13 protein-coding genes are annotated in these 21,217 nt (G+C 75.2%); 8 read left to right on the top strand and 5 right to left on the bottom strand.

Features of this window, described 5'->3' with window-relative positions:
- The first annotated feature begins 42 nt into the window (after positions 1–42).
- A complete protein-coding gene (locus AFE02nite_RS11485; protein ID WP_146819684.1) occupies positions 43–2,331 on the top strand; it encodes an EAL domain-containing protein in 2,289 nt (762 codons plus the stop codon).
- 89 nt (positions 2,332–2,420) lie between these two features.
- Positions 2,421–3,359, top strand: a complete 939-nt coding sequence (locus AFE02nite_RS11480; protein ID WP_146819683.1) for a hypothetical protein — start codon at positions 2,421–2,423, stop codon at positions 3,357–3,359.
- Between the two features lie 9 nt (positions 3,360–3,368).
- On the opposite strand, the gene AFE02nite_RS11475 is transcribed toward AFE02nite_RS11480, so the two are convergent.
- The 3 genes from AFE02nite_RS11475 to AFE02nite_RS11465 are packed head-to-tail and all read right to left on the bottom strand — an operon-like array spanning position 3,369 to position 8,083.
- Positions 3,369–5,081 carry a long-chain-fatty-acid--CoA ligase gene (locus tag AFE02nite_RS11475; RefSeq protein ID WP_034248894.1) on the bottom strand — a complete coding sequence of 571 codons (1,713 nt, stop codon included), beginning with the start codon at positions 5,079–5,081 and terminating at the stop codon, positions 3,369–3,371.
- A gap of 22 nt (positions 5,082–5,103) precedes the next feature.
- A complete protein-coding gene (locus AFE02nite_RS11470; RefSeq protein WP_146819682.1) occupies positions 5,104–7,440 on the bottom strand; it encodes a hypothetical protein in 2,337 nt (778 codons plus the stop codon).
- A 1-nt stretch (position 7,441) separates the two neighbouring features.
- On the bottom strand, positions 7,442–8,083 hold the full coding sequence (locus AFE02nite_RS11465; RefSeq protein WP_146819681.1) for a hypothetical protein: 642 nt from the start codon (positions 8,081–8,083) through the stop codon (positions 7,442–7,444).
- A gap of 730 nt (positions 8,084–8,813) precedes the next feature.
- Here AFE02nite_RS11465 and AFE02nite_RS11460 point away from each other — a divergent pair.
- From AFE02nite_RS11460 to AFE02nite_RS11430, 6 genes are all read left to right on the top strand, one after another.
- Positions 8,814–9,773, top strand: coding sequence for a DNA-3-methyladenine glycosylase family protein (locus AFE02nite_RS11460; protein WP_261765590.1), 960 nt, complete (start codon positions 8,814–8,816; stop codon positions 9,771–9,773).
- Between the two features lie 136 nt (positions 9,774–9,909).
- Entirely contained in the window at positions 9,910–14,703 is a 4,794-nt protein-coding gene (locus tag AFE02nite_RS11455) for a DUF2510 domain-containing protein (protein WP_146819680.1), read from the top strand.
- A gap of 180 nt (positions 14,704–14,883) precedes the next feature.
- Positions 14,884–16,113, top strand: coding sequence for an SHOCT domain-containing protein (locus tag AFE02nite_RS11450; protein ID WP_146819679.1), 1,230 nt, complete (start codon positions 14,884–14,886; stop codon positions 16,111–16,113).
- A gap of 161 nt (positions 16,114–16,274) precedes the next feature.
- The gene (locus AFE02nite_RS11440; RefSeq protein WP_052114035.1) at positions 16,275–17,426 is read left to right on the top strand and encodes a TFIIB-type zinc ribbon-containing protein; all 1,152 of its coding nucleotides are present in this window, start codon (positions 16,275–16,277) and stop codon (positions 17,424–17,426) included.
- Positions 17,426–17,776: a hypothetical protein gene (locus AFE02nite_RS11435; protein ID WP_052114034.1), complete on the top strand. Its 351-nt coding sequence runs from the start codon at positions 17,426–17,428 to the stop codon at positions 17,774–17,776. The genes AFE02nite_RS11440 and AFE02nite_RS11435 overlap by 1 nt, the downstream gene beginning before the upstream one ends.
- A 39-nt stretch (positions 17,777–17,815) precedes the next feature.
- Positions 17,816–18,700 (top strand): GNAT family N-acetyltransferase, encoded by an 885-nt coding sequence (locus AFE02nite_RS11430; RefSeq protein ID WP_034248843.1) that lies wholly within the window; start codon positions 17,816–17,818, stop codon positions 18,698–18,700.
- Positions 18,701–18,713: 13 nt separating this feature from the next.
- Here AFE02nite_RS11430 and AFE02nite_RS11425 read toward each other — a convergent pair whose 3' ends face one another.
- Entirely contained in the window at positions 18,714–20,159 is a 1,446-nt protein-coding gene (locus AFE02nite_RS11425; protein ID WP_307726049.1) for an MFS transporter, read from the bottom strand.
- Between the two features lie 244 nt (positions 20,160–20,403).
- Complete coding sequence (locus AFE02nite_RS11420; protein WP_186814547.1) at positions 20,404–21,069, bottom strand: PKD domain-containing protein; 666 nt, start codon at positions 21,067–21,069, stop codon at positions 20,404–20,406.
- Positions 21,070–21,217 lie beyond the last annotated feature (148 nt).

Here is a 21,217-nt window from a genome sequence, read left to right as displayed (position 1 = left end):
ACTCGCAATCATGATCAGGCCGTCGCGTGCCGAGGTAACAGCGTGACCACTGCGCCTGACGAGCTCCTGCCCGCCCCGGCCGCAGTGGTGGAGGGACTGCTCCGCCCCGACGGCATCCAGGCCTACCGGCAACCGGTCGTGCGCGTCTCGGACAGCGCCGTCGTCGGCCACGAGGTCCTCAGCCGGGCCACCCAGTTCCCGGCGATGTCGCCCGCCGACTGGCTGGCCGCGGCCGACGACCTGGGCCTGCGCGCGGAGGTCGAGCTCGCGTGCCTGGAGGCCGCGGCCGCGCTCGGCGAGCCGCCGGACCGGGCGCTGCTGTTCGTCAACGTCAGCCCCGACGTGCTGGTGGGCGAGGAGTTCTCCCAGGTGGCGGCACGGCTGCCCCGGCACGTCATCGAGGTCACCGAGCACCACGCCGTCGAGGGGTACGAGCCTCTGCGCGAGGCGCTCAGCCGCCTGCGCGGGAGCGGTTCGCTCGTCGCGGTCGACGACGTCGGCGCCGGCTACGCGTCGATGGCGCACGTGCTGCAGCTGAACCCGTCCTTCATCAAGATCGACCGGTCCCTCGTGCAGGGCATCGACAACGACCCCGGCCGGCGCGCGCTCGTCGAGGCGCTCCAGGCGTTCGCCGCGGCCGTCGGCGCGCTGACCATCGCCGAGGGCGTGGAGACCGAGGACGAGCTGCGCGCGCTGCGCGACATCGGCGTCGACCTGGCCCAGGGGTACCTGCTGGCGCGCCCCGCACCCGCGTGGGCCGACGTCACGGCGGAGGCCCGGCGCGTGCTGGTGCCGCAGTCGCCGCCGGCGGAGGCCATCGACCAGGAGACGCTCGAGGTCGAGCTCGCCGCGGCGCGCACCGCGGCGGCGGCCTGCGACGTCGTCGGACGGTTCCTCGCGCGGCACGGTGGGCTGCTGCCGAGCGTCTACCTCGAGCGGGGCGGCATCCTGCGCTGCCACTCCCGCCGCGGCCAGTGGCTGGTCCTGGACGGGCTGCGGCCCGGCGTCGGGATCACCGGCGCCGCGTACGCGACGGGCACCGAGATCGTGGTCCGGGACGTCTCCGACGACCGGCGCTACCGGATCGCCGTGCCCGGCGTGTGCGCGGAGATCGCGATCCCCCTGCGCGTGGACGGGCGCGTGGTGGGCGCGCTCAACGTCGACGCCGTCACCCCGCTGCACGACGAGCACGTGCGGCTCGCGCGCCGCTGCGCCGGCCTGCTGGAGGAGCGCCTGGCCACCCTGGGCAGCCACGGCCGCGTGAGCACGGTGCTGCACGACGTCGCCGCGCTCGCCCCGGCGCTCTCGCTCGCGGGCTCCGCGCCGGACCTCTGCCACGCGCTGCTGCGCGCCGCCGCGGAGCTCACGGGCTTCGAGAGCGCCTGCCTGTGGCACATCGAGCGGCGCCCGGGCGCCCCCGAGCCGGGTGCGCCACCGCAGGCGTCGCGCGCGGAGGTGGTCCGGCGTCGGGCGACCGCGGCCACCGGTCCGGCCGGGCCCACCCTGACGCGGCTCGCGCCCGACGACGTCGCCGCGCTCGCCGAGCTCGTCGAGGACCTGTCGTCGTGCTACTCCGGGGGGACCGACCTGAGCCTCGACGTGCCCCCCGCGCAGGCGCTGCGGACGAACGGGGCGCGCGGCGCCGTCATCGTGCCGATCCGCGACGGGTGGCGGATGACGGACCTGCTCGTGCTGACCTCGGCGGAGACCGCGTACGTCGCACCGGACGCCGTCGACGGTCTGGAGCTGCTGTGCCTGCAGGCGGGCTCGCGCCTGGCGGCGCTGCGCCGGGTGGCCGAGCTCGAGGAGCTCGTGCACCGGGACGCGCTGACCGGCGTCGGCAACCGTGGGCTGTGGCAGATGGTCGTCGGGGACACCCCCGGCGGGCGGGCGTTCGGGCGCGACGCCGGCCCCGGCCAGCCGATGTGGGTGGCCGTCGCGGACGTGGACCGGTTCAAGGCGGTCAACGACGGGCACGGCCACCTCATCGGTGACGAGGTGCTCCGCCGCGTCGCGGAGACGTTCGCGGGCCTGCCGGGCTGGTCGGTCTTCCGGCTCGGCGGCGACGAGTTCGCGCTCTTCGGGCCCGCGGACGACGACGGCGGCTGGCCCCGCGCGCTCGGCGCCGCCGTGGACGAGGCGCAGACCGTGCTGGGCGAGTACGGCGTCGCCGTCTCCGTCGGTGCCGCCCGCACGACGCGCGAACGGCTGGCGCTCGACCACGCGCTCGCCGACAGCGCGCTGTTCCGGCGCAAGCGCGCCGGCGGCGCCGGGCTCACGGTCGCTGCGCCGCACTCGGGCGCGACACCCGTCGTCGGCACGGACGGGTAGCGGCCGCGCGGAGGTCCGGTTCCGCCGAGCCGACTGCCCGGCTGCAAGGCCCGTGCCCGTCCCGACACCTGTGGGTAGGAGGTGTCGAGATGAGGACGATGCGGACGGGTGCCCTGGTGGGCGTCCTGGTGGGTGTGCTCGCGCTGTCGCTCGCGGGCTGCCAGACGGGCCGGGCCGACGACGGCGGCGCCGGCGCGGGCGGCGGCGCCGGGACCGAGGGCGGCGGCGACGCGGACGTGCCGGACGTGACCGGCGACGGCGCGACCCTGGTGCTGCAGCTGCACGCCGCGGGCGGGTTCGTGCCCTGGGGGTACGACTTCGCGTCGGTGCCCGCGCTGAGCGTCTACGCGGACGGGACGGCGATCGTGCACGGCCCGATGACGATGGAGTACCCCGGCAAGGCCCTGCCGAACCTGCAGGTGGTGCAGCTGCCCGACGGCACGGTCCAGGAGATCGTCGCCGCGGCGGCGGAGGCCGACCTGCTCGCGCCCGGCCCCGACTACGGCATGCCGGGCGTCGCCGACCTGCCCACGACGAGGGTGACGATCGCCGTCGGCGGCCAGACGTACGAGCACGAGGCCTACGCGTTGGGTGCCGGCCCGGGCGAGACGACGCCGGAGGACGAGGGCATGTTCGGCGGTGGCGACACCGGGCTCACGGAGGAGCAGTCGGCGGCGCGGGTCACGCTGGCGCAGTTCATCCAGCGGGTGAACGGCCTGGTGGGTGCGACCGGCGCTGAGGAGTCCTACGCGATCCCCGCGCTGGGCGTCATGGCGATGCCGGTGGACCCGGCGACCGACCAGGGCGTCGAGGGCGTCGACATCCAGGTGCTGGCGTGGCCGGTGGGCGTCGCGCTCGCGGACGCGGGCCAGTGCGCGCTCGTCGAGGGCGCGGACGCGCAGACGCTCCTCGCGACGCTGGCCGAGGCGAACCAGCTCACCCAGTTCGAGCAGGACGGCGTCACGTACCAGGCGTGGTTCCGCCCGCTCCTGCCGCACGAGACGTCCTGCGCGGACCTGATCGGCTGAGCCGCCCGGTCAGAGGCGCGGGAGGACCATCGCCTTGACCTCGGCGCGGAGGATCTTGCCGAGCATCGAGCGCGGCGTCTCCTCGATCGCGACGATCCGCTTGGGCACCTTGTAGGCCGTGAGCTGGTCGCGGCACCAGGTGCGCAGCGCCTCCTCGTCGAGCGTCGCGCCCGGCTCGAGCTCGACGGCGGCGACCACCATCTCCCCGCCGCGCTCGAGCGGCTTGCCGATGACGGCGGCGTCGACCACGTCGGGGTGCCCGCGCAGCACGTTCTCGACCTCCGACGGCGACACGTTGAACCCGCCGGTGATGACGAGCTCCTTGGCGCGGTCGACGATCGTCGTGAAGCCGTCGGCATCGACCGTGACGATGTCGCCGGTGCGCAGCCAGCCGTCGTCGGTCAGCGACTTGGCGGTCTCGTCGGGGTCGTTCCAGTAGCCGGCGAACACCTGCGGGCCCGACAGCAGCAGCTCGCCCGGCTCGCCCTGGTCGACCTCGCGCGTCGGGTCCTCCAGGTCCACGACCTTCATCCGCGTCGAGGGGAACGGGATGCCGATCGTGCCCGCGCGTCGGGACGGGTGGAACGGGTTGCCGAGCGCCACGGGCGAGGACTCGGTGAGGCCGTAGCCCTCCACCAGCAGCCCGCCGGACATCGATTCCCACAGCTCGACCACGTGGTTCGGCAGGTTCATCGCGCCGGAGATGCAGAACCGGCACGAGCGCAGCGAGATCCCGTGCTCCTTGGCCGCCATCGCGGTGCGCTCGTAGATCGGCGGCACCGCGCAGTAGACCGTGGCGGGCGTGGACTTCATGGCGTCGAGCACCATGTCGACGTCGAACTTCGGGAAGAGCACGATGAGCGCCTGCTTGAGCACGCCGTAGGTGAGGTACAGCGTCATCCCGAAGCCGTGGAACATCGGCAGGATCGCGTAGAAGACCTCCTTGCGGTACTCGGCGCCGTGCATCCACGCCTCGCCCTGCAGGGCGTTCGAGTACAGGTTGAGGTGCGTGAGCATCGCGCCCTTGGGGCGGCCGGTGGTGCCGGACGTGTACTGGATCGCGGCGAGGTCGCCCACCTCGGGGCGCGGGTGCTCGGGGTCCAGCGGGTCGTGCGCCAGCAGGGCGGACCACGCGATCGTCCCGGGTGCGGCCTCGGTCAGCGACGCGCGCGTCCGGCGCAGGCTGGGCACCGGCAGGCTCAGCGCGAGGCGCTTCACGGTCGGGAAGGCCTCGAGGAGGTTGACGGCGACGACGTGCTCGGGGGCGACGTCGTCGGGGAACGCGCGGACCGAGGCGACCGCCTTGTCCCAGGCGATGACGACGCGCGCGCGGTGCGACTCGAACTGGTGGCGCAGCTCGCGCGACGTGTACAGCGGGTTGTGCTCGACCACGACGGCGCCCAGCCGCAGGACGGCGTAGAACGCCACCACGTGCTGCGGGCAGTTGGGCAGGATCAGCGCGACCCGGTCGCCGTGCCGCACGCCGAGCCGGCGCAGGCCCTCGGCCGCGCGGGCCACCTGGTCGCCGAGCTCGCGGTAGGTGGTCTGCCGGCCGAAGAACTGCAGCGCGGGGTGGTCGCCGGCCTCGGCGACCGACCGCTCGAGCATGGCGGTGAGCGGCTCGGTCGGCAGCGTGATCTCGGCGGGCACGCCCGGCTGGTAGTTCTTCACCCACGGGGCCGGGACCTGCTCGGGGACCGGCGCGGAAGCATGATCGGACACCCTCCGAGGGTACGACTCCCGGTCAGGCCTGGAGCAGGCCCCGCCGGCGGAGGACGGCGGCCGCGGCCGCGCCGATGCCGAACAGCGCCGCCGCCGCGGCGCCGCGCGTCATCGAGGCCGAGCCGGAGCCGTCGACGCCCGCGATCTCGAGGGAGTACGCGGTGACCGACGTCGCCCCCTCGGGCCCGCCGTACGCCATCGACTCGGTCGCGGCGCGCTCGGCCCCGGCCTCGAGGACGGCGTACTTCACGCCGTAGTCGGCGGCCGTGGCGGCGCCGGTGTCGACAAGCACCGAGGTGCCCTCGGCGGAGAGCTGCGTGGCGCCGTCGGCCAGGGCGGGGGCGCCGGCCGAGGCGGTGCCCAGGCCGTCGGCGAGCTGGGTGGAGCCCGCGGCGGCGTCGTCGAGCCCCGCGGCGAGCCGGCTCGCGCCCGCCCGCAGGTCGCCGGTGCCCGCGGCGAGCTCGCCCGTCCCGCTGCGCAGGGTCCCCGCGCCGGAGGCGAGCTGGTCGATGCCCGCGACGAGGGTCTTCGCGCCCGCGACCAGCTGGTCGACGCCCGAGCTCAGCGACCCGATGCCGCCGCGCAGCGTCCCGTCGGTCTTGGTCTGGCCCGCGGTCCCGATGCCGCCGGTCACCTGCCCGACGACGCCGTTCACCAGCTGGTCGATGCCGCCGGCTACCTGGTCCAGGCCCTCGTCGAGGCCAGGGGTGCTGCCGCACGTCGCCGCACCCGTGACGGACTGGTCGAGGCCGCACTGCAGGCGGACCAGGCCGGGGACGACGCCCGTCGTGAGCACCTGGCCGAGCACCTGGAGGCCGGGGCCGAGCGGGAGCGTCACGCCGGGGGCGGCGCCCGCGTACAGGGCGGCGACGGCCTCGAGCGTGGCCTTCTCGACCGGGTCGGTCTTGGTCGCGGCGACCCCAGCGACGAACTGGCCGAGGGCCTGGACGCGGGCCGCCGCGGTGGCGTCCGCGGGCGTGACCGTCGGGTTCGTGGCCGCGAGCGCGAGGAGCACGTTGCCCTCGTTCTGCGCGGTCGAGGCGAGCTGCTGCGCGCCCGCGAGGAGCTGCGCGACGCCCGCGTCGAGCTGGGCCACGCCCGCCTTGAGGGGCGCGGCGCTCGCCGGCAGGTTCCCGACGGCGGCCGACATCTGGGCGAGCCCGGCGTCGACCGTGCCGAGACCGGCCCGCACCTCGGTGAGGCCGCCGACCAGGCCGGGGGCCGCGGCGTCGGCGGACTGCAGGCCGGAGTCGAGCTGGCCGGCACCCGCGGCGAGGCGACGGGCGCCGTCGTCCAGCCGGCCCGCGCCGGAGGCGAGCTCGTCCGCGCCGGGCGCGGCCTCGCCGTTGAGTCCCGTGGCCAGCTCCTGCGCGCCGGCGTAGAGCTGCTGGAGGCCGCTCGTGAGCTCGGCGGCGCCGTCGCGCAGCCGCAGCAGGTTGGCGTCGATCTCGGTGGCGCCCGCGGTCAGGGCCGCGCCGGACTCCGCGCCCGAGGCGTAGCTCGCCGCGCCGCCGCGGTAGCTCGGGCTGAGCAGGGGGGAGACGGGGACGGCGGTGATCGTCGCCGGCGGGAGGGCGGCGTCGTGGACGGTCGCGGTCCAGCCGAACTCGGCACTCGTCGCGCCGATGGGCGGGAAGAGCGTCATGGTGAACGAGAGCTTGGTGCCGCCGCGGCCGTCGCCGGCCATGCTCGCCTCGCCGGAGGAGACCGCCGTGAACTGCGACGGCAGCACCGTGACGAGCTGGCCGACCATCGGGATGACGGTCTCCGCGCTGGTGGTGGCCTGGTTGCCGGTGCCGTCGTCGTAGGTCACCTCGTCCGTGCGGCCGGTGAGGTTCTCGACGACGTAGCGCGCCGCGAGCTCACCGCTGCGCCCGACGACGTCGCCCGGCTCGATCGGCTCGCCGTCGAGCGTGTAGGTGACGGCGACCGACAGCGGCAGGTCGCCCGTGAAGTCGGAGACGGTGCGGATGCGGCGCTCGCCGTCGACGTCGACGGTCGCGGTCATCGCGCCGGCCTGGACCGCGAACCCGCCGAAGCCGTCGAGGTTGCGCAGGCCCTGCACCGACGTCGGGTTGGTCACCGTGACGTGGCCCGTGCCGGTGAAGCTGAGCTGCTCGTACAGGCGCGCGGAGCGCAGCTCGCCCGAGGGCGAGAGCTTGGCCTGCACTGTCTCGGTGTTGATGACGGTGACGTCGCCGGCGCCGGGTGCGTCGTCGGTGGCCGTGGGGGCGAGCAGGGGCGCGGCCGCGGCCGGGGCGGCGAGTGCGAGGGCGGCGGCGCCGCCGAGGGCGGCGAGCGCGCGCGTCGTGCGCAGGGTCCGGCCCGCCGGGCGGGCGACGGTGCGGCGTGCGGTCATGTCAGGCCTCCCGCGAGTCGAGCAGGGCGGCGACGCCGGAGGGCTGCCGTACGTCGGACGGTGGCGTGGGGCGCGGAGCGGGCGCGGCGTCGGCACGGAAGGCCTCGTCCCGCGCGGCGCGCTCGGCGGGCGAGAGCTCGTCGTCGGCCAAGCCGGTGCGGGCGACGGGCGCGAGGACCGCCGTCGCGAGGAAGCCGGCGGCGGAGGTGAGCAGGACGGCCGTCGCGGCGGTCGGCACGGTGGCGAGGATGTTCGAGGGGTCCGCGGCGTAGGTGGCCTCGTACGCGCCGGCCAGCGCGCCCGCGCCGAGCAGCATCGACCACAGCGCGATCCGCCGGCGGGTGGTCGCGGTGACGGCAACGCACGCCAGGACCACGAGCACGACGGCGACCGCGCGGCCGCTCCGCGCGTCGGGCAGGATCGCGGCCCGGGCGACGTAGCCGAGGCCCGCCGCCGCGAGCCCCACGAGGAAGCCGCCGACACGCGCGAGAGGGCTGCGGTCCGGGACCAGGCCGAGGACGCCGCCGAGCGCCGCGCCGAGCAGCGCGACCCCCTGCACCTCGGCGCCCAGCGTGGTGGACAGGAGCACGATGGCGCCGGCCGCGAGGGCGAGCGCGGTGCCGGCAAGGACGACTCTGGTCATGACCACCTCGTTGTGGGTGTTGCGGGTCGGGGCTGTCGCGGGTCGCCGCGGGAGCTGCGGGTCGCGGGTGTCGCGGGTGTTGCTGCGAGGGCTGGGGGAGCTCGGCCCGCGGCGGGTGTCGCGGGGTTCTGGGCGTCGCGGTTCTGGGTGTCGCGGCAGGGGCAGGTGCTCGGCCCTGACGCCGCGCAGTGGGACGTCTTTCGCGAACTGCTTTCCGTGGCAACTACTTCTGAAACATCTCTCCCCGTCGGCGCACCGTGTGGAGCGGGGTCCTGGAGTCGGCGCACCGTGGAGCGGGGTCCTGGAGCCGGCGCTTCCCGGTGCCCATGGGGGCGGGGAGTGTGGTTGGACGTGAACGCGTTCGGTCGCCGAGGCCCTCTGACCTGCGACGACGCTGCCGCAGGCGGGCTCGGAGGAGGTGAGTTCTACCAGCGCGCACAGTTACCCGGAAGGTCAGTACTAGGTACTTAGGTCCGGTCAAGACCGTTTGTTATCGAATCGTGACCTGGGTGGGTCGCCGGGTGTTGCCCCCGCCCCCCACGCCGTCGGTCCGTTCCCGCGGACGTGCGGAGGATCCGTCGTGCTTTCCGCGACGAATCCTCCGCAGAACCGGGGTCGGAGTCCGCGCCGGCCGCGACGTGGACGGTTCGCCGCGCTTTCCGCGGGGAACCTTCCACGGAGTCGTGGGGCCCCGGACGGGCTGGGCGGGGGGGCGTGTGAGGATCGGGGGGTGGGTCGGGACGCGGGGGTGGCGGGCGCGGGCGCCGGCGGCGAGCGGGTCGTCGTTCGCGTGCCCGGGCCGCTCGACCTGCGGCGGACGACGGCGCCCCTCGGCCACGGACCCTTCGACCCCGCCTACCGCGTGACCCCCGACGGCGCGGTCTGGCGCGCCACCCGGCAGCCCTCCGGCCCGGCGACGCTGCGCCTCGTTCAGACGGCGGCCGACCTCGTCGAGGTCACCGCCTGGGGTCCCGGTGCGGGCGACGCGCTCACCGGCGCGCCCGGCCTCGTCGGCGCCGACGACGACGCCGCGTCCTTCGCGCCACCGCCCGGGCCGGTCCGCGAGGCGTGGCGGCGGACGCCGGGGCTGCGGCTGACCCGCTCCGGGCGTGTCCTCGAGGCGCTCGTGCCGGCCGTCCTCGAGCAGCGCGTCGTCACGAAGAGCGCCTGGGCGGCCTGGGAGTGGCTGCTGCGTCGGCACGGCGAGCCCGCCCCCGGTCCGACGTCGGGCGAGATGCCGTCGGGGATGCGCGTGCCGCCGTCGGCGGAGGTGTGGGCGGCCGTACCCGTGTGGGACTTCCACCGCGCCGGTGTGGATCCCGCGCGGGCGCGGACCGTCGTCGGGTGCGCGCGCCTGGCCGCGCAGCTCGAGCGGACGGTCACCCTCGACCCGGCCGAGGCGATGCGTCGGCTGACGGCCGTGCCGGGCGTCGGGCAGTGGACGGCCGCGCACGTCGCCCAGCGCGCGTGGGGCGACCCCGACGTCGTCACGCTCGGGGACTTCCACCTGCCAGCCCAGGTGGGCTGGGCGCTCGCCGGGCACGCAGTCGACGACGACGGGATGCTCGAGCTGCTCGAGCCGTACCGCGGGCACCGGCAGCGCGCGGTCCGGCACCTGCTCGCGGCGGGCGGCTGGCGGGTCCCGCGCCGTGCCCCGCGGGCGACCGCGGCGGACTACCGGCGCTTCTGACCGTCCCCGTCGGCCGACCACACTCATCCGTACGGGTGGCGCTGTCCACCACGCGCGCGGACCGCCGTCGTGAAAGGCCCGGTCTGCGCCAGGATGTGGCGACGTCGTCGCCGGACGGCGTCAGCGAGGGGGCGCTGTGCTCGGGACGACACCGGCCGGGTGGTACCCGGATCCGCAGGAACGGGCTCCGCTGCGCTGGTGGGACGGCGTGTGGTGGACCGCGTGGGAGTCCGACGGCGGGCGGCAGTGGCTCGGCGTGCCGCCGCAGCCGGCCCGAGCCCTCGAGGCCAAGGACCTGCCCGTCCTGGGCGTGATCCGCACGGTCTTCCTCGTCGAGGCCCAGCGTCGTGGCGTCCTGCCCAGCCGGGAGGCCGAGACCCTCGCGCGGCTCGCGGACCAGCTCGCCGCCGAGGTCCTCGGCGCTCCCGCCACGGCGGCCCGGCCCGCCGCGCCTGTGGCCGCACCCGCCTCGGCGGCTGTGGCCGCCCCCGCCACGGCGGCCCGGCCCGCCGCCGCGACCGCCCCCGTGGTCCCCGTCGCCCTCCCGACCGACGGCGCCCCGCTCGCCCCGCCCGGCCCGGTCCCGCCGCGGCAGACCTGGCCCGGTGTCTCGCCCGGCCTGGACCCGTTCCCCGCGCCGTCGTTCCCCACCCCCGCCCGCCCGACGGCGCCGCGCGCGCCCTCACGCCTGGCGCAGTGGTGGACCGCGAGCCGCCTGCGGCTCGACACCGACCTCACCGTCCACGGGCTGACCTACCTGGGCGTCCTCCTCCTGTTCGTCGGGGTGTTCGGGCTGGTCGCCTTCGCGTTCGGCGACGTCGCGCCCGCACTGCGGCCGGTCGCGGAGCTGGCCGTCGCCGCCGTCCCGTTCGTCGCGGCGGCGCTGCTGACGCGCAGCGGGGCGAGCTTCGTCGCCCGGGCGATGGTCGCCGTCGGCGGGCTGATCCTGCCGGTGATGGTGGTGACGTCGACCGTCGACGGGTTCGGCTTCCCGCCCGACCTGCACGGCGTCGCGCTGCCGCTCGGGGCCGGCCTGGCGTGCGCGCTCGTGGCGGGGCTGTACGTGGTGCGGGTCGCACGCCGTCCGGCGTCCGCGCTGCGGGTCATGTGGGCGCCCGCGCTGTGGTTCGCGGCCGGCATGGCCGCCGTCGGTCTGGCGCGGCCCGTGCCGCGCGGCGAGGACGTCGCCGTCCCGGGCGCCGCGCAGGTCGCCGTCATCGCGCTCGCCCTGCTCGCGACGACGCTCGTGGCGGCCAGGATGCTCCGCCGCGCGGACGTCGCACTCGCCTCCGGCGCGCTCGCGGCGGTCCCGGCCGGCCTGGTCGTGACGGCCGTCCTCGCGCTCGTCGCGTGGGCCGCCGAGGGCTGGCCGCTCATCCCGGCCGTCGTCACGACGGCGGCGTTCGCCCTGGTGGGAACGGTCGTGTGGCCGACGCGCGCGGACGCGTTCCTGACCGCCGGCTGGCTCGCGGTGCTCCTGCGGGTCGCGACGATCGACGACGGCACCCCGCTGCTCTCCGCCGACCTGCCCTGGGCCGGGACGGCCCTCGACGCGCGGCCCGCGCTCGTGCTCGCCGGCCTGGTCGCCGGGCTGGGGCTGCTCGAGTGGCTCGGCCGTCGCAGCTCCGACGACGTCGCCGCCGCCGGCATCGTGTACGGCGTCGTCGGCTGGGCGGTGACCGTGCTGATGGCGGTCGGCGTGCTGGCCGGAGCCGGGGCCTGGTGGGGGATCGCCGGCGCGGTGGTCACGACCGGGTGGGCCGCGCTCCGCCGCGTGCGGCCGCCCTCGCCGGCCGGTTCGGCCCTGCCGCTCGACGTGCTCGCGGCCGTCGCGCCGGTCGCCGCCGTCGGCGGTGTCTGGCAGGAGGCGGGTGGCGCCGTCGCCGGCGTCCTCGCTGCGGTGGTCGCCGCGGCCGCGACCCCGCTCGCGCGCGGCCGCCTGGGGCGGGACGACGGCGACCTGTTCTGGCCGTTCTGGTGGGGCGGGATGCTCGGCGCGACCCTCCTCGGGTCGATGGCGCTGGCCGCCGAGGGCCTGCCCGTCGCGGACGCCGTCGCCGAGCGCGCCGTGGTGCCCGTGATGCTGGTGCTCGTCGCGGTGGCGCTGGCCACCGGTCCGGGCGGCCGAGCGACGAGGATCGCCCTGGTCACGCCCGTGCTCTGGGGCCTGTGGGCAGCCGTCGCTGCGGCCGCCGGTCTCGACGCGGCCGTGCTGGCGCTCGGCTACGCGGCGCTCGGCCTGGGCGCGGTCGTCGCGGCGCACCTGCTCCCCTCCGCGCGGCCGGGCGCGCCGGACGCCGTGACGGTCCCGGACCCCGTCCGGCTCGCCGCCGCCTCCTGGCGGATGACCGCGGGGGGCACCGTCGCGCTGGCCGGACACCTGACGGGGGTCTTCGCCGCGCTCATGGCACTCGGTGCCGAGCGGCCGGCCTGGCCGTTCGCCGTCGCGCTCGCGGGGGCGACGCTGGCCTGGCTCCTGACGGCCGTCGCCGGGGACCGCGGTCGCTCGCCGGTGGTCACCCTCCTCGACCCCGTCGGTGGTGGCCCCCTCGCGTGGGTCCTCACCGTGCTGGGGCTGCCCGGGAGCGCGCTCGCCGTCCTGGCGGCTACCGAGCGGGTACTCCCCGCGTGGCAGGTCACGCCCGTGCTGGTCGCCGCGCTCGGCTACGCCGCGGCCACTCGCGTGCGCGCGCCCGCGCGGCTGCGCCCGGTGCTCCCGTGGGCCGGGTTCGGGCTCGCGGTCCTCGCCCTCGGCCCGACGGTTCTCGGCTTCCCCGAGCAGTGGTCGGCGGTCGTCGCGCTCGCCGTCCTCGCCCTGGTCCCGCCGCTCGTCCGGCCCCGGCACCCGGCGATGGTGTGGACGGCGTGGGCCGCCGTCGCGCCGCTGGTCGGCCTGGCCGCGTGGAACGCCTCCGCCGACGTGCGGGACCTCGGCTCGGCCGCCGTGGTGGCCGGCGTGCTCGTCGGCGTCGGCGGGCTGCTCGCCGTCGGTGCCCTGCTCGCCGACCGGGCGCGCCCGCGCGAGCCGCGCGCCGTCCCGTCCCGTCCCGGCCCGCTGCCGCCGTTCCTGCTGGGTGGGGGCGAGCTCGTCGTCGGCACCCTCATGGCCGCGGCCCTGCCCGACCAGTCCGTCGCCGGGACGCTGCTGCTCGTCTCGGCCGGGCTGCTGCTGTGCGCCGCCGGGCTCACGGGCATCGGCTCCGTGGGCGCGACGGCGGTCCTCGTGGCCTGGGTCGGCGTGCGGCTGCTCGCCGGGACGGCCTACCTCGGTGCCTGGGCGGACCTGGTGCTCGCGGCGTCGCTGCTCGCCCTCGCGCTCACTGCGTCGCTCCTGCGCACGCCCGACGCGCGGTGGGCCCGGTGGGACGTCCCGCTCGCGCTCGCGGCGGCGCCGCCCGCCGTCGTCGCACTGGCGATGGCGACCGCGGCCGAGCAGCCACCCGTGTACGTGCTGACGGGCGTGCTCGCCGTCGCCGCGGCGGTCCGGCTGGGTCGCGTGCCGCGGCTGCGCGTGACGAGCGAGACGCTCGCCTGGACCGGCAGCGCGCTCGTGGTGCTCGGCGCGGCGTGGGCGGGCCGGGGCTGGGTGGTCGGGGCCCTCGTCGCGCAGGCGGCCGGGCACACGGCGCTCGCCGCGGTCCGCGAGTCGGGCCCGTGGCGGACCGCGCGGCAGTGGATCGGCGCGGCCCTCGCCGCGGCCGCGTGGCTGGTGGTCCTCGACACCACGTGGCTCGGCACGTCGCAGACCGAGGCGGACGTGACCGCCGTCGGCGGGGCGCTCGTGGCCGTGGCCGTGCTGGCGCTCGCCGCGACCGGGCGCCTGCACCCGTCCTGGGCGACGGCGTGGGGCTCCGTGGCCACCGCGCTCGCCCTGCTCGCGTGCATGCTGCCGCTGCTGACGGAAGACCGGGCCGTTGCGGGCACGGCGCAGCTGACCACGACCGGCGGCGCCGTCGTCGGCTGGTGGCAGGTGGGCGCGTGGGTGCTGCTCGCCGTCGCGGCCGAGCTGGCGGGCCGTGCGTACGCGTCGCGGGCCGGGTGGCGCCTGCTCGCCGTCGGGCCGCTGCTGGCCGCGCTCCTGAGCGGGCTCGCCGTCGCGCAGACGTCGACGCTCCTGCGGGTGACGGTGCTCGCCCTCGTGTCGATGGCGGCGGCGATCGCGGTGCTGGTGCTGCGCCGGACGCGCCCGACGCCGTCCGCGGCGGAGCCGCCGCTGGTCACCTTCGGCCTCGCCACGCTCGTGGTCGCGGCCGGGTTCGCGCTCGCGGGACGGGTGGCCGGCCCGGTCGACGCCGTCGAGGTGCGCGGTGCGGTGCTGGTGGCAGCCGTGCTGGCGGTCGCCGCGGTCGAGGCGGCGGCGTACGGCGTCGCGCTGCGGGTGCTCGGCCTGCGCGCCGCCGCACCGGTGGTCGCCTGGCTGGCCTGGGCGTTCTACGCGGCGGACGCCCTCGGCGGCGTCGTCGCCTGGTACACGGTCCCGGTCGGCGGCGCGATGATCGCCGTGGTCGAGATCTGGCGGGCGGACCGGCGACAGCGCGTGCTGCCGCCGTCGGACCCGTCCCTCGCCGCCCTGGACGTCGCGGGCATCGGGTTCTGCGTGGTGGCGTCCTTCGTGGCGGCGTTCACGGTGTCGGTGCTGCACGCGCTGGTGGCGGCGGGGATCGGCGTGCTCGTGTTCCTGTGGTCGCTGCTCACGCGGGTCCGGCGTCGGCTGCTCGCGGGCGCCGCGATCGTCCTGGCCGGCGTCGTCGTCGCGGTGGTGCTGCCGCTCGTCGAGCTGGTGCCGGCGTGGGGCGGTGCCGGGATGTGGGTGCTGGTCGCCCTCGTCGGCCTGCTCGTGGTGCTCGCGGCGACGTTCCTCGAGCGGGGCCGGGCCGCCGTCCGCGACGGGCGCACGCGGCTCGCCGAGGCGACGGCCGGCTGGGAGTAGGGCGGCTGGGGCGCCCGGGGCGGACCTACCCCGTGGAACGTTCGTGGACCCGTTCGTTCCCCTCTCGCGAGGGGGTGGTCCGCTAGCATCCCGAGCGTGATCGGGTTCGGCCACACAGGCCGTCCCGCGACCGTGGCGATGGCTGCCGCGGGCGACCGCTCGTGAACCACGGAGGCGACAGTGGGACTCATCAAGGCATTCGCGGGGGCGCTCGGCGGGACGTTCGCCGACCAGTGGAAGGACTTCCTGGTCCCCCCGGCCGGGCTGGAGCCGACGGCGGCCCTGTTCCCCGCCGTCGCGCAGGGGCAGAACGCCGGCCGCGGCTCGAACACCCAGGGCTCGGCGCACATCATCAGCAACGGCAGCCGCATCGTGATCCCCGAGGGGTACGGCCTGCTGACGTTCCAGGACGGCCAGCTCACGGCCTTCGCGGCTGAGCCCGGCGGGTACGTCTGGAACTCCGAGGACCCGAACTCGCAGTCGATCTTCGCGGGCGGCGGGATCCTCTCCTCGACGCTGGGGATGTCCTGGGAGCGGTTCAAGTTCGGCGGGCAGCCCGGGTCCCAGCAGCTGGCGTTCTACGTCAACCTCAAGGAGATCCCGAACAACAAGTTCGGCACGCAGTCCGAGATCTACTGGGACGACGCGTACCTGAACGCGCAGGTCGGCGCGATCACCCGCGGCACGTACAGCCTGCGGATCGTCGACCCGATCCTGTTCGTCAAGCAGTTCGTGCCGCTGACGTACTACAGCGCCTCCCCGCAGGTCTTCGACTTCTCCGACTTCGAGAACGACGCCGCGAGCCAGCTCTTCAACGAGGTCGTCGGCTCGCTGTCGGCGGCGTTCTCGATGTACACCAACGACCCCAGCAAGGGGAACCGCATCGCGCGCATCCAGAGCGACGCGGTCGGCTTCGCGCAGTCGCTCGCGGCCGCCGTCGAGGACGGCTACCGCTGGACGACGGACCGCGGGCTCACGATCGTCAAGGTCGCCCTGGCGGCCGTCGAGTACGACGAGGACACCCGCGCGCTGCTCAGCGACGTCAAGAAGGCCGACGCGCTGTCCGGCAACCGCGGCAACGCGTTCATGCAGCAGGCGGCGGCCCGCGGTATCCAGGCGGCCGGCGAGAACCCCGGCGGTGCCGGCGGCGCGAACCTCGCCTTCCTCGGCATGGGCATGGGTGCCGCCGGCGGTGCGGTGAGCGGTCTGCAGCAGCAGCCGACGACGCCGCCCCCCGCGCCGCCCGCCGCCCCCGCCGCGCAGACGCCGCCCCCGGCCCCGCCGGCCCCGGCCGCGCCCGCGGCTGAGGACCCGGTGGCGAAGCTGACGCAGCTCAAGGCGATGCTCGACCAGGGCCTCATCACGCAGGCCGACTTCGACGCCGCCAAGGCCAAGGTCCTCGGGCTGTAACGGTGACGTCCCTGCCTGACGCGGTGCCCGCGCCGCCGCCCCCGCCCTCGCCGGCGGGGGCGGTGCCGCCGCCTCCCCCGCCGCCGCCCGCCGCCGCGGTGCCGCCGCCTCCGCCGCCACCGCCGGGCCCGCCGGGCCCGCCCACGGACGAGCCGCGCATCGTGCAGACGGACGCCGACGCGATCGACGGTCTGACGAAGTGCCCGCGCTGCGGGGCCACCGAGATCTCGCTGAACCAGGCGACCGGCAACCTGCGGTGCGGGTTCTGCCGGCACGAGTGGCAGGCCGTCAACGCGGTCGAGGCGTTCGGCCTGGACACGCCCATCGAGCAGCTGCGGGGCCTGGTGCTCGGCTCGGGCGCGACGACGATCGAGTCGACCGAGACCGTGCGCACGTTCAAGTGCAGCGCGTGCGGCGCGGAGGTGGTCGTCGACACCGAGCACAGCACGCAGGCGCGGTGCCACTGGTGCCGCAACACGCTGTCGATGAACCAGCAGATCCCGAACGGCGCCGTGCCGGACATGCTCCTGCCGTTCCGCGTGCCCAAGGACGCGGCGGTCGCGAAGATCCGCGAGTTCGTCGGGAAGCGGCAGTTCTTCGCGCACCCGCGGTTCAAGAAGGAGTTCGCGCCGGAGAACGTCATGGGCGTGTACCTGCCGTACATGGTCATCGACGTCAACGCGCACGCGGCGATGAGCGGCGTCGGCGAGCACGAGCTGCGGCGGTACACCGTCAAGGTCGGCGACAACCACGAGACCCGGTACGACGTCGAGATCTACCAGGTGTCCCGTGAGTTCGACGTGCACGTGAACGACCTGACGGTCGAGTCCTCGAGCGGGCGCCTCGACCAGCGCGTCTCGGCGAACACGAACAACATCATCAACTCGATCATGCCGTTCGACACCGCCAACGCGGTCCGGTACGACGCGAACTACCTGTCGGGCTTCACGATGGAGCGCCGCGACACGAACGTCGAGCACCTGATGCCCCTGGCGCAGGTGCAGGCGGGCGACATCGCGAGGTACCAGGCGAACTCGACGCTGGCGTACTACGACCGCGGCGTGCGCTGGGACAACGAGCGGCTCGACGTCGTCGGGCAGCGCTGGGTCTCCGCCTACCTGCCGGTGTGGCTCTACAGCTACTACCAGCGCAAGAGCGACGGGTCGTCGTTCCTGCACTACGTCGCGGTGAACGCGCGCACCGGCGAGACCATGGGCTCGGTGCCGATCAACAAGGGCAAGCTCCTCGCCGTCTCCGCCGTCGTGCAGGTCATCGGCATGGTGCTGGGCACGATCATCCTGGTGGTGGGCTGATGAACCTCGAGCTCCTCGGGCAGACCATCGTCGCGTCGAGCGACAGCTCGTCCGGCGACCCCCGGATGTTCGGGCTGCTCCTGTTCGCCTCCGGCTTCGTGTTCTACGGCCTGATGTACCTGCGGTACCGCAACTCCGACAAGCACCACCACCACGAGCGGGAGACCGAGGCCCGGATCGTCGACGTGCGCGCATGGGACCAGCACGTGGAGACGAAGAAGGGCGTCAAGCACTCGAAGATGAAGGGTGCCAACAACGACGAGGTCCGCGGCTCGATCAGCCAGGGCGGTGCCGGGATCGCGGGGATGCCGGGAATCGTCGGGAACACGATCCGCAACCTGACGGACTGAGCGGGTGCAGGGGCGGCGGTCGGCCGGTTGGATCGACCGGTGAGCATCGACCTGCGCACTCCCGACGTCGCCGACCTCGCGGGGGTGGTCGGTGAGCTGGCCACCTGGCAGTCGGACAGGGCGGGGCTCCAGCTCCACCCGGGTGACGTGGGCTGGTACTCGACGAGGGGCGCGGACGCGACGGCCGCCGCCCTGCGCACCTGGTCGCGCGACGGCAGGCTGCTCGCGATGGGGCTGCTGGACGGTCCCTCGCTCCTGCGGCTGGCCGTGGCGCCGGACGTCGCGGACGACGACGGGCTCGCCGATCGGATCGCGGCTGACCTCGCCGACCCCCGGGGCGTGATGGGTGCCGGGAGCGCGAGCGTCGAGGCTCGGGGCGCGAGGCGTCTGTCGGCGGTGCTCGCTGAGCACGGATGGCGGCCCGGCGAGCTGTGGACGCCGTTCCGGCGCGACCTGTCCGCGCCTGTGGGCGACCTACCGGTGCGCGTCGAGACGGTCGACGCCGACCGCGCGGCGGTCTGGGCGGCGATCCACTGGTCGGCCTTCCGCGGGACGGAGCCGTCGTCCGACGAGCTGCGGCGCGTCGTGGACCGGTGGCGCACGATGGCCGAGGGACCTCTGTCCGCCGCGGCGCGCACCGTCGTCGCCCTCGATCGGGACGGCGATGGCATGGCCGTGGCGACCGTGTGGTCGGCGGGCCCTGGCCGCCCGGGCCTGATCGAGCCGATGGGGGTTCACCGCGATCATCGTGGGCACGGGTACGGGACCGGCGTCTCGGTGGCCGCGGCCGCCGTCCTGCGGGAGATGGGGGCCTCGAGCGCCGTGGTGTGCGCCGAGAGCTCGAACGTGGGCGCCGTCGCCACCTACGCGGCGGCGGGGTTCACCGCAGGGCCGCAGGTCGCGGACCTCGAGCGCGCCGGCTGACGGGCGCCACGGCTCAGCCGCTCACGTCGGGGTCGAGCGCGCCCGCACGCACGGCCGGTGAGGTGGCAAGCTCGCCCGCCGCCACGACGGCGTCCCCGACGGCGTCCCCGGCGGAGTCGGGCGGGGCGGCCTCGCGGTAGGTGCGCGAGACGGCGCGGTAGACGGGCGTCCGGAAGGCGACGAGCGTCGCGAGCATCATCAGCAGCCCGGAGCCGAGGAAGATGAGGGCGATGCCGCGCGCCTCGCCGGTGCCGAGGATGGGGCGCAGGGCGGCGGCGCCGTCGTCGGACGCGGCCCACGGGATGATCCAGAGCTGCGCGAGCGGGGCGATGAGGAACGCGGTGACGGGCGTCGCGGCCGTCTCGAGCGCCATCGCGAAGCCGAAGACGCGCCCCTGTCGCTCGAAGGGGACGACGCGCTGGATGACGGTCTGCTCGGCGGCCTCCACCACGGGGATCAGGCACATGTACAGCCACATCCCGACGGCGTAGATGGGCCACCAGTCGCGGATGGTGAAGACCGCGCCGAGGAAGCCCATGACGAGGACGACGCGCAGCATCGTGCGCATGGGGTTGCTCCCCAGGCCCAGGCGTGCGACGACGGCGCCACCCAGCAGGAAGCCGGTGGAGGAGACGGCGAGGACCAGTCCCCAGGCCTCGACGGAGAACAGCTCGAGGCCGTAGGGGTCCATGAGCGCCATGTAGACGCCGCCGATGAGGTTGTTGAACGTCGAGAAGATGATGAGCGCGAACAGGCCGGTCGCGGCGCGGACGACGCGGATGGAGCCCCGCAGGTCGACGGCCTCGCGGGCGTTGGCGGCGGGCGCGGCGGCGACGCGGTCCTCGGGGAAGTTGATGAGCAGCAGGTGGAGCAGGGTCGCGGCCGTGAGGCTGAGCGCGATGGCGAGGGTCCAGCCCATGCCGAGCATGCCGACGGACAGGCCACTGATGATGCTCGTGACCAGGAACGCGACGCCCTGCACCATGCCGACCAGGCCGTTCGCCTTGGCGCGTTCGGGGTCGGGCACGAGGATCGTGACGGTCGTCGAGAGGGCGATGTTGCGCATGTGCTCGACGACGGCGCCGGCCAGGATGATCACCGCGAAGACCCAGAACCAGGGCGCCCCGAGGTCGAGGAGCGTGCGCTCGGGGAGGATGAGGAAGATCGCGGCGGACGCGGCGAAGGCCGTGAAGGTGATCGTCGTCGACAGGCGCATGACGGCGAGCTTGCGGCGGTGGTCGACCACGGTGCCGAAGAAGACGCTGCTGAACGAGATGAGCAGCATGTACGCGCCGCCGACGATGCCGGTGGCCAGCACGTTCCGCGTCTCCAGGTACGCCCAGAAGGTCAGCGCCCACCACAGGTAGCTGGTGGTGACGTTGGCGACCGCTGTGTTGACGAGGATGTGCCGGAAGGTGCGCATCGCCGTCGTCGTTCGGTGGTCCGTGGTGCTCGTCATCGCCGTCGTCCCTTTCGTCTGCCCGATGGTGACGGCTGACCGGCGAGAGGGCGAGGACTTATCGGGGCGCGCTCGTTCGCGGCGTGGGGGTCGCTTCTCGGTTCTGCGCGCTCTCGCTCCGGGGTACCTCTTCGCGGGAATGCTTGCCGCGGCATGCATCTTCGGTGAGAGGTTCCCAGCCGCGGAGTGGTGGGCGGGGATCGGGCGGTGCGGGCGGGTGTCGCGGTCGTTGGCTGCTGGGTGGTCAGCAGGTGGTGGTGTGGTGGCAGTCGGTGGTGACGAGGTGGGTGGGGGCTTCGGTGGTGGTGATGGGGGGTGCGGTGGTGGTTGTGGTGGCGGTGCCGGTGATGGGGGTCCAGGTGGTGGTGCCGGTGAGGCGGTAGCGGCCGGTGAGGGTGGTGGTCAGGGTGATGGTGTAGGTGCCGGGTTGGGGGTAGGGGTGGGCGATGTCGTGGTGGGGGTAGGGGTGGCCGGGGCTGGTGGTGGTCAGGGTGGTGCCGTCGCCGAAGTCCCAGGTGTAGGTGGTGGGGGTGGCTTCGACCTCGAGGGGGTAGCCGAGCAGGGTGGCGGTCAGGGTCTGGGTGGTCGGAGTGGTGTAGACGATGGTGGGCAGGTTGACCAGGTGCTGGGTGCGGTCGGGTTGGATGGTCAGGGGCGGTGGGGCAAGGGGTAGGCGGCGGAAGTCCTCGCCGGTGAGGGTGGGCACCGGATCGTCCGGGCACGTCCAGGCGATGATGTTGACCCACCCACTCCACGGCGACGCCGGGGTGGCGCGGGTGCGAGACCACAGGGGCAAGACGGGAGGATCGCCGCCGCAGGCCCGGATGGAGATCTCCTCGGGGGTGCCGGGAAAGCACACGCCAGCGATCTTGCGTTCGGGGTCACACTCTGGGCGACGCTCGAACTCCACCAGCCGCCGTGCTCGATCCGTCGATGACGTGCCCGCAGCGCGCTCCGCTTCCTGTGCCCAGACGTCTACTCGACTTCCTTCGGCCTCGGCGCCGACTCGCGGCTGGTCGGAGTCAGCGGCTTGTGGCACGACAGCCGTGGCCGCGAGG

The sequence above is a fragment of the Actinotalea fermentans genome (assembly GCF_007991475.1).
In the GTDB taxonomy this organism is placed as follows: domain Bacteria; phylum Actinomycetota; class Actinomycetes; order Actinomycetales; family Cellulomonadaceae; genus Actinotalea; species Actinotalea fermentans.
Note: the sequence above shows the minus strand (reverse complement) of the source record. Positions and strands in the feature narration are given on the sequence as shown.

What these genes read in the sequence shown, in the direction of transcription:
- AFE02nite_RS11465 (WP_146819681.1), bottom strand. Translation starts at nt 8,083, where the DNA reads ATGACCAGAGTCGTCCTTGCCGGCACCGCGCTCGCCCTCGCGGCCGGC.
- AFE02nite_RS11435 (WP_052114034.1), top strand. Translation starts at nt 17,426, where the DNA reads ATGAACCTCGAGCTCCTCGGGCAGACCATCGTCGCGTCGAGCGACAGC.
- AFE02nite_RS11480 (WP_146819683.1), top strand. Translation starts at nt 2,421, where the DNA reads ATGAGGACGATGCGGACGGGTGCCCTGGTGGGCGTCCTGGTGGGTGTG.
- AFE02nite_RS11470 (WP_146819682.1), bottom strand. Translation starts at nt 7,440, where the DNA reads ATGACCGCACGCCGCACCGTCGCCCGCCCGGCGGGCCGGACCCTGCGC.
- AFE02nite_RS11425 (WP_307726049.1), bottom strand. Translation starts at nt 20,159, where the DNA reads ATGACGAGCACCACGGACCACCGAACGACGACGGCGATGCGCACCTTC.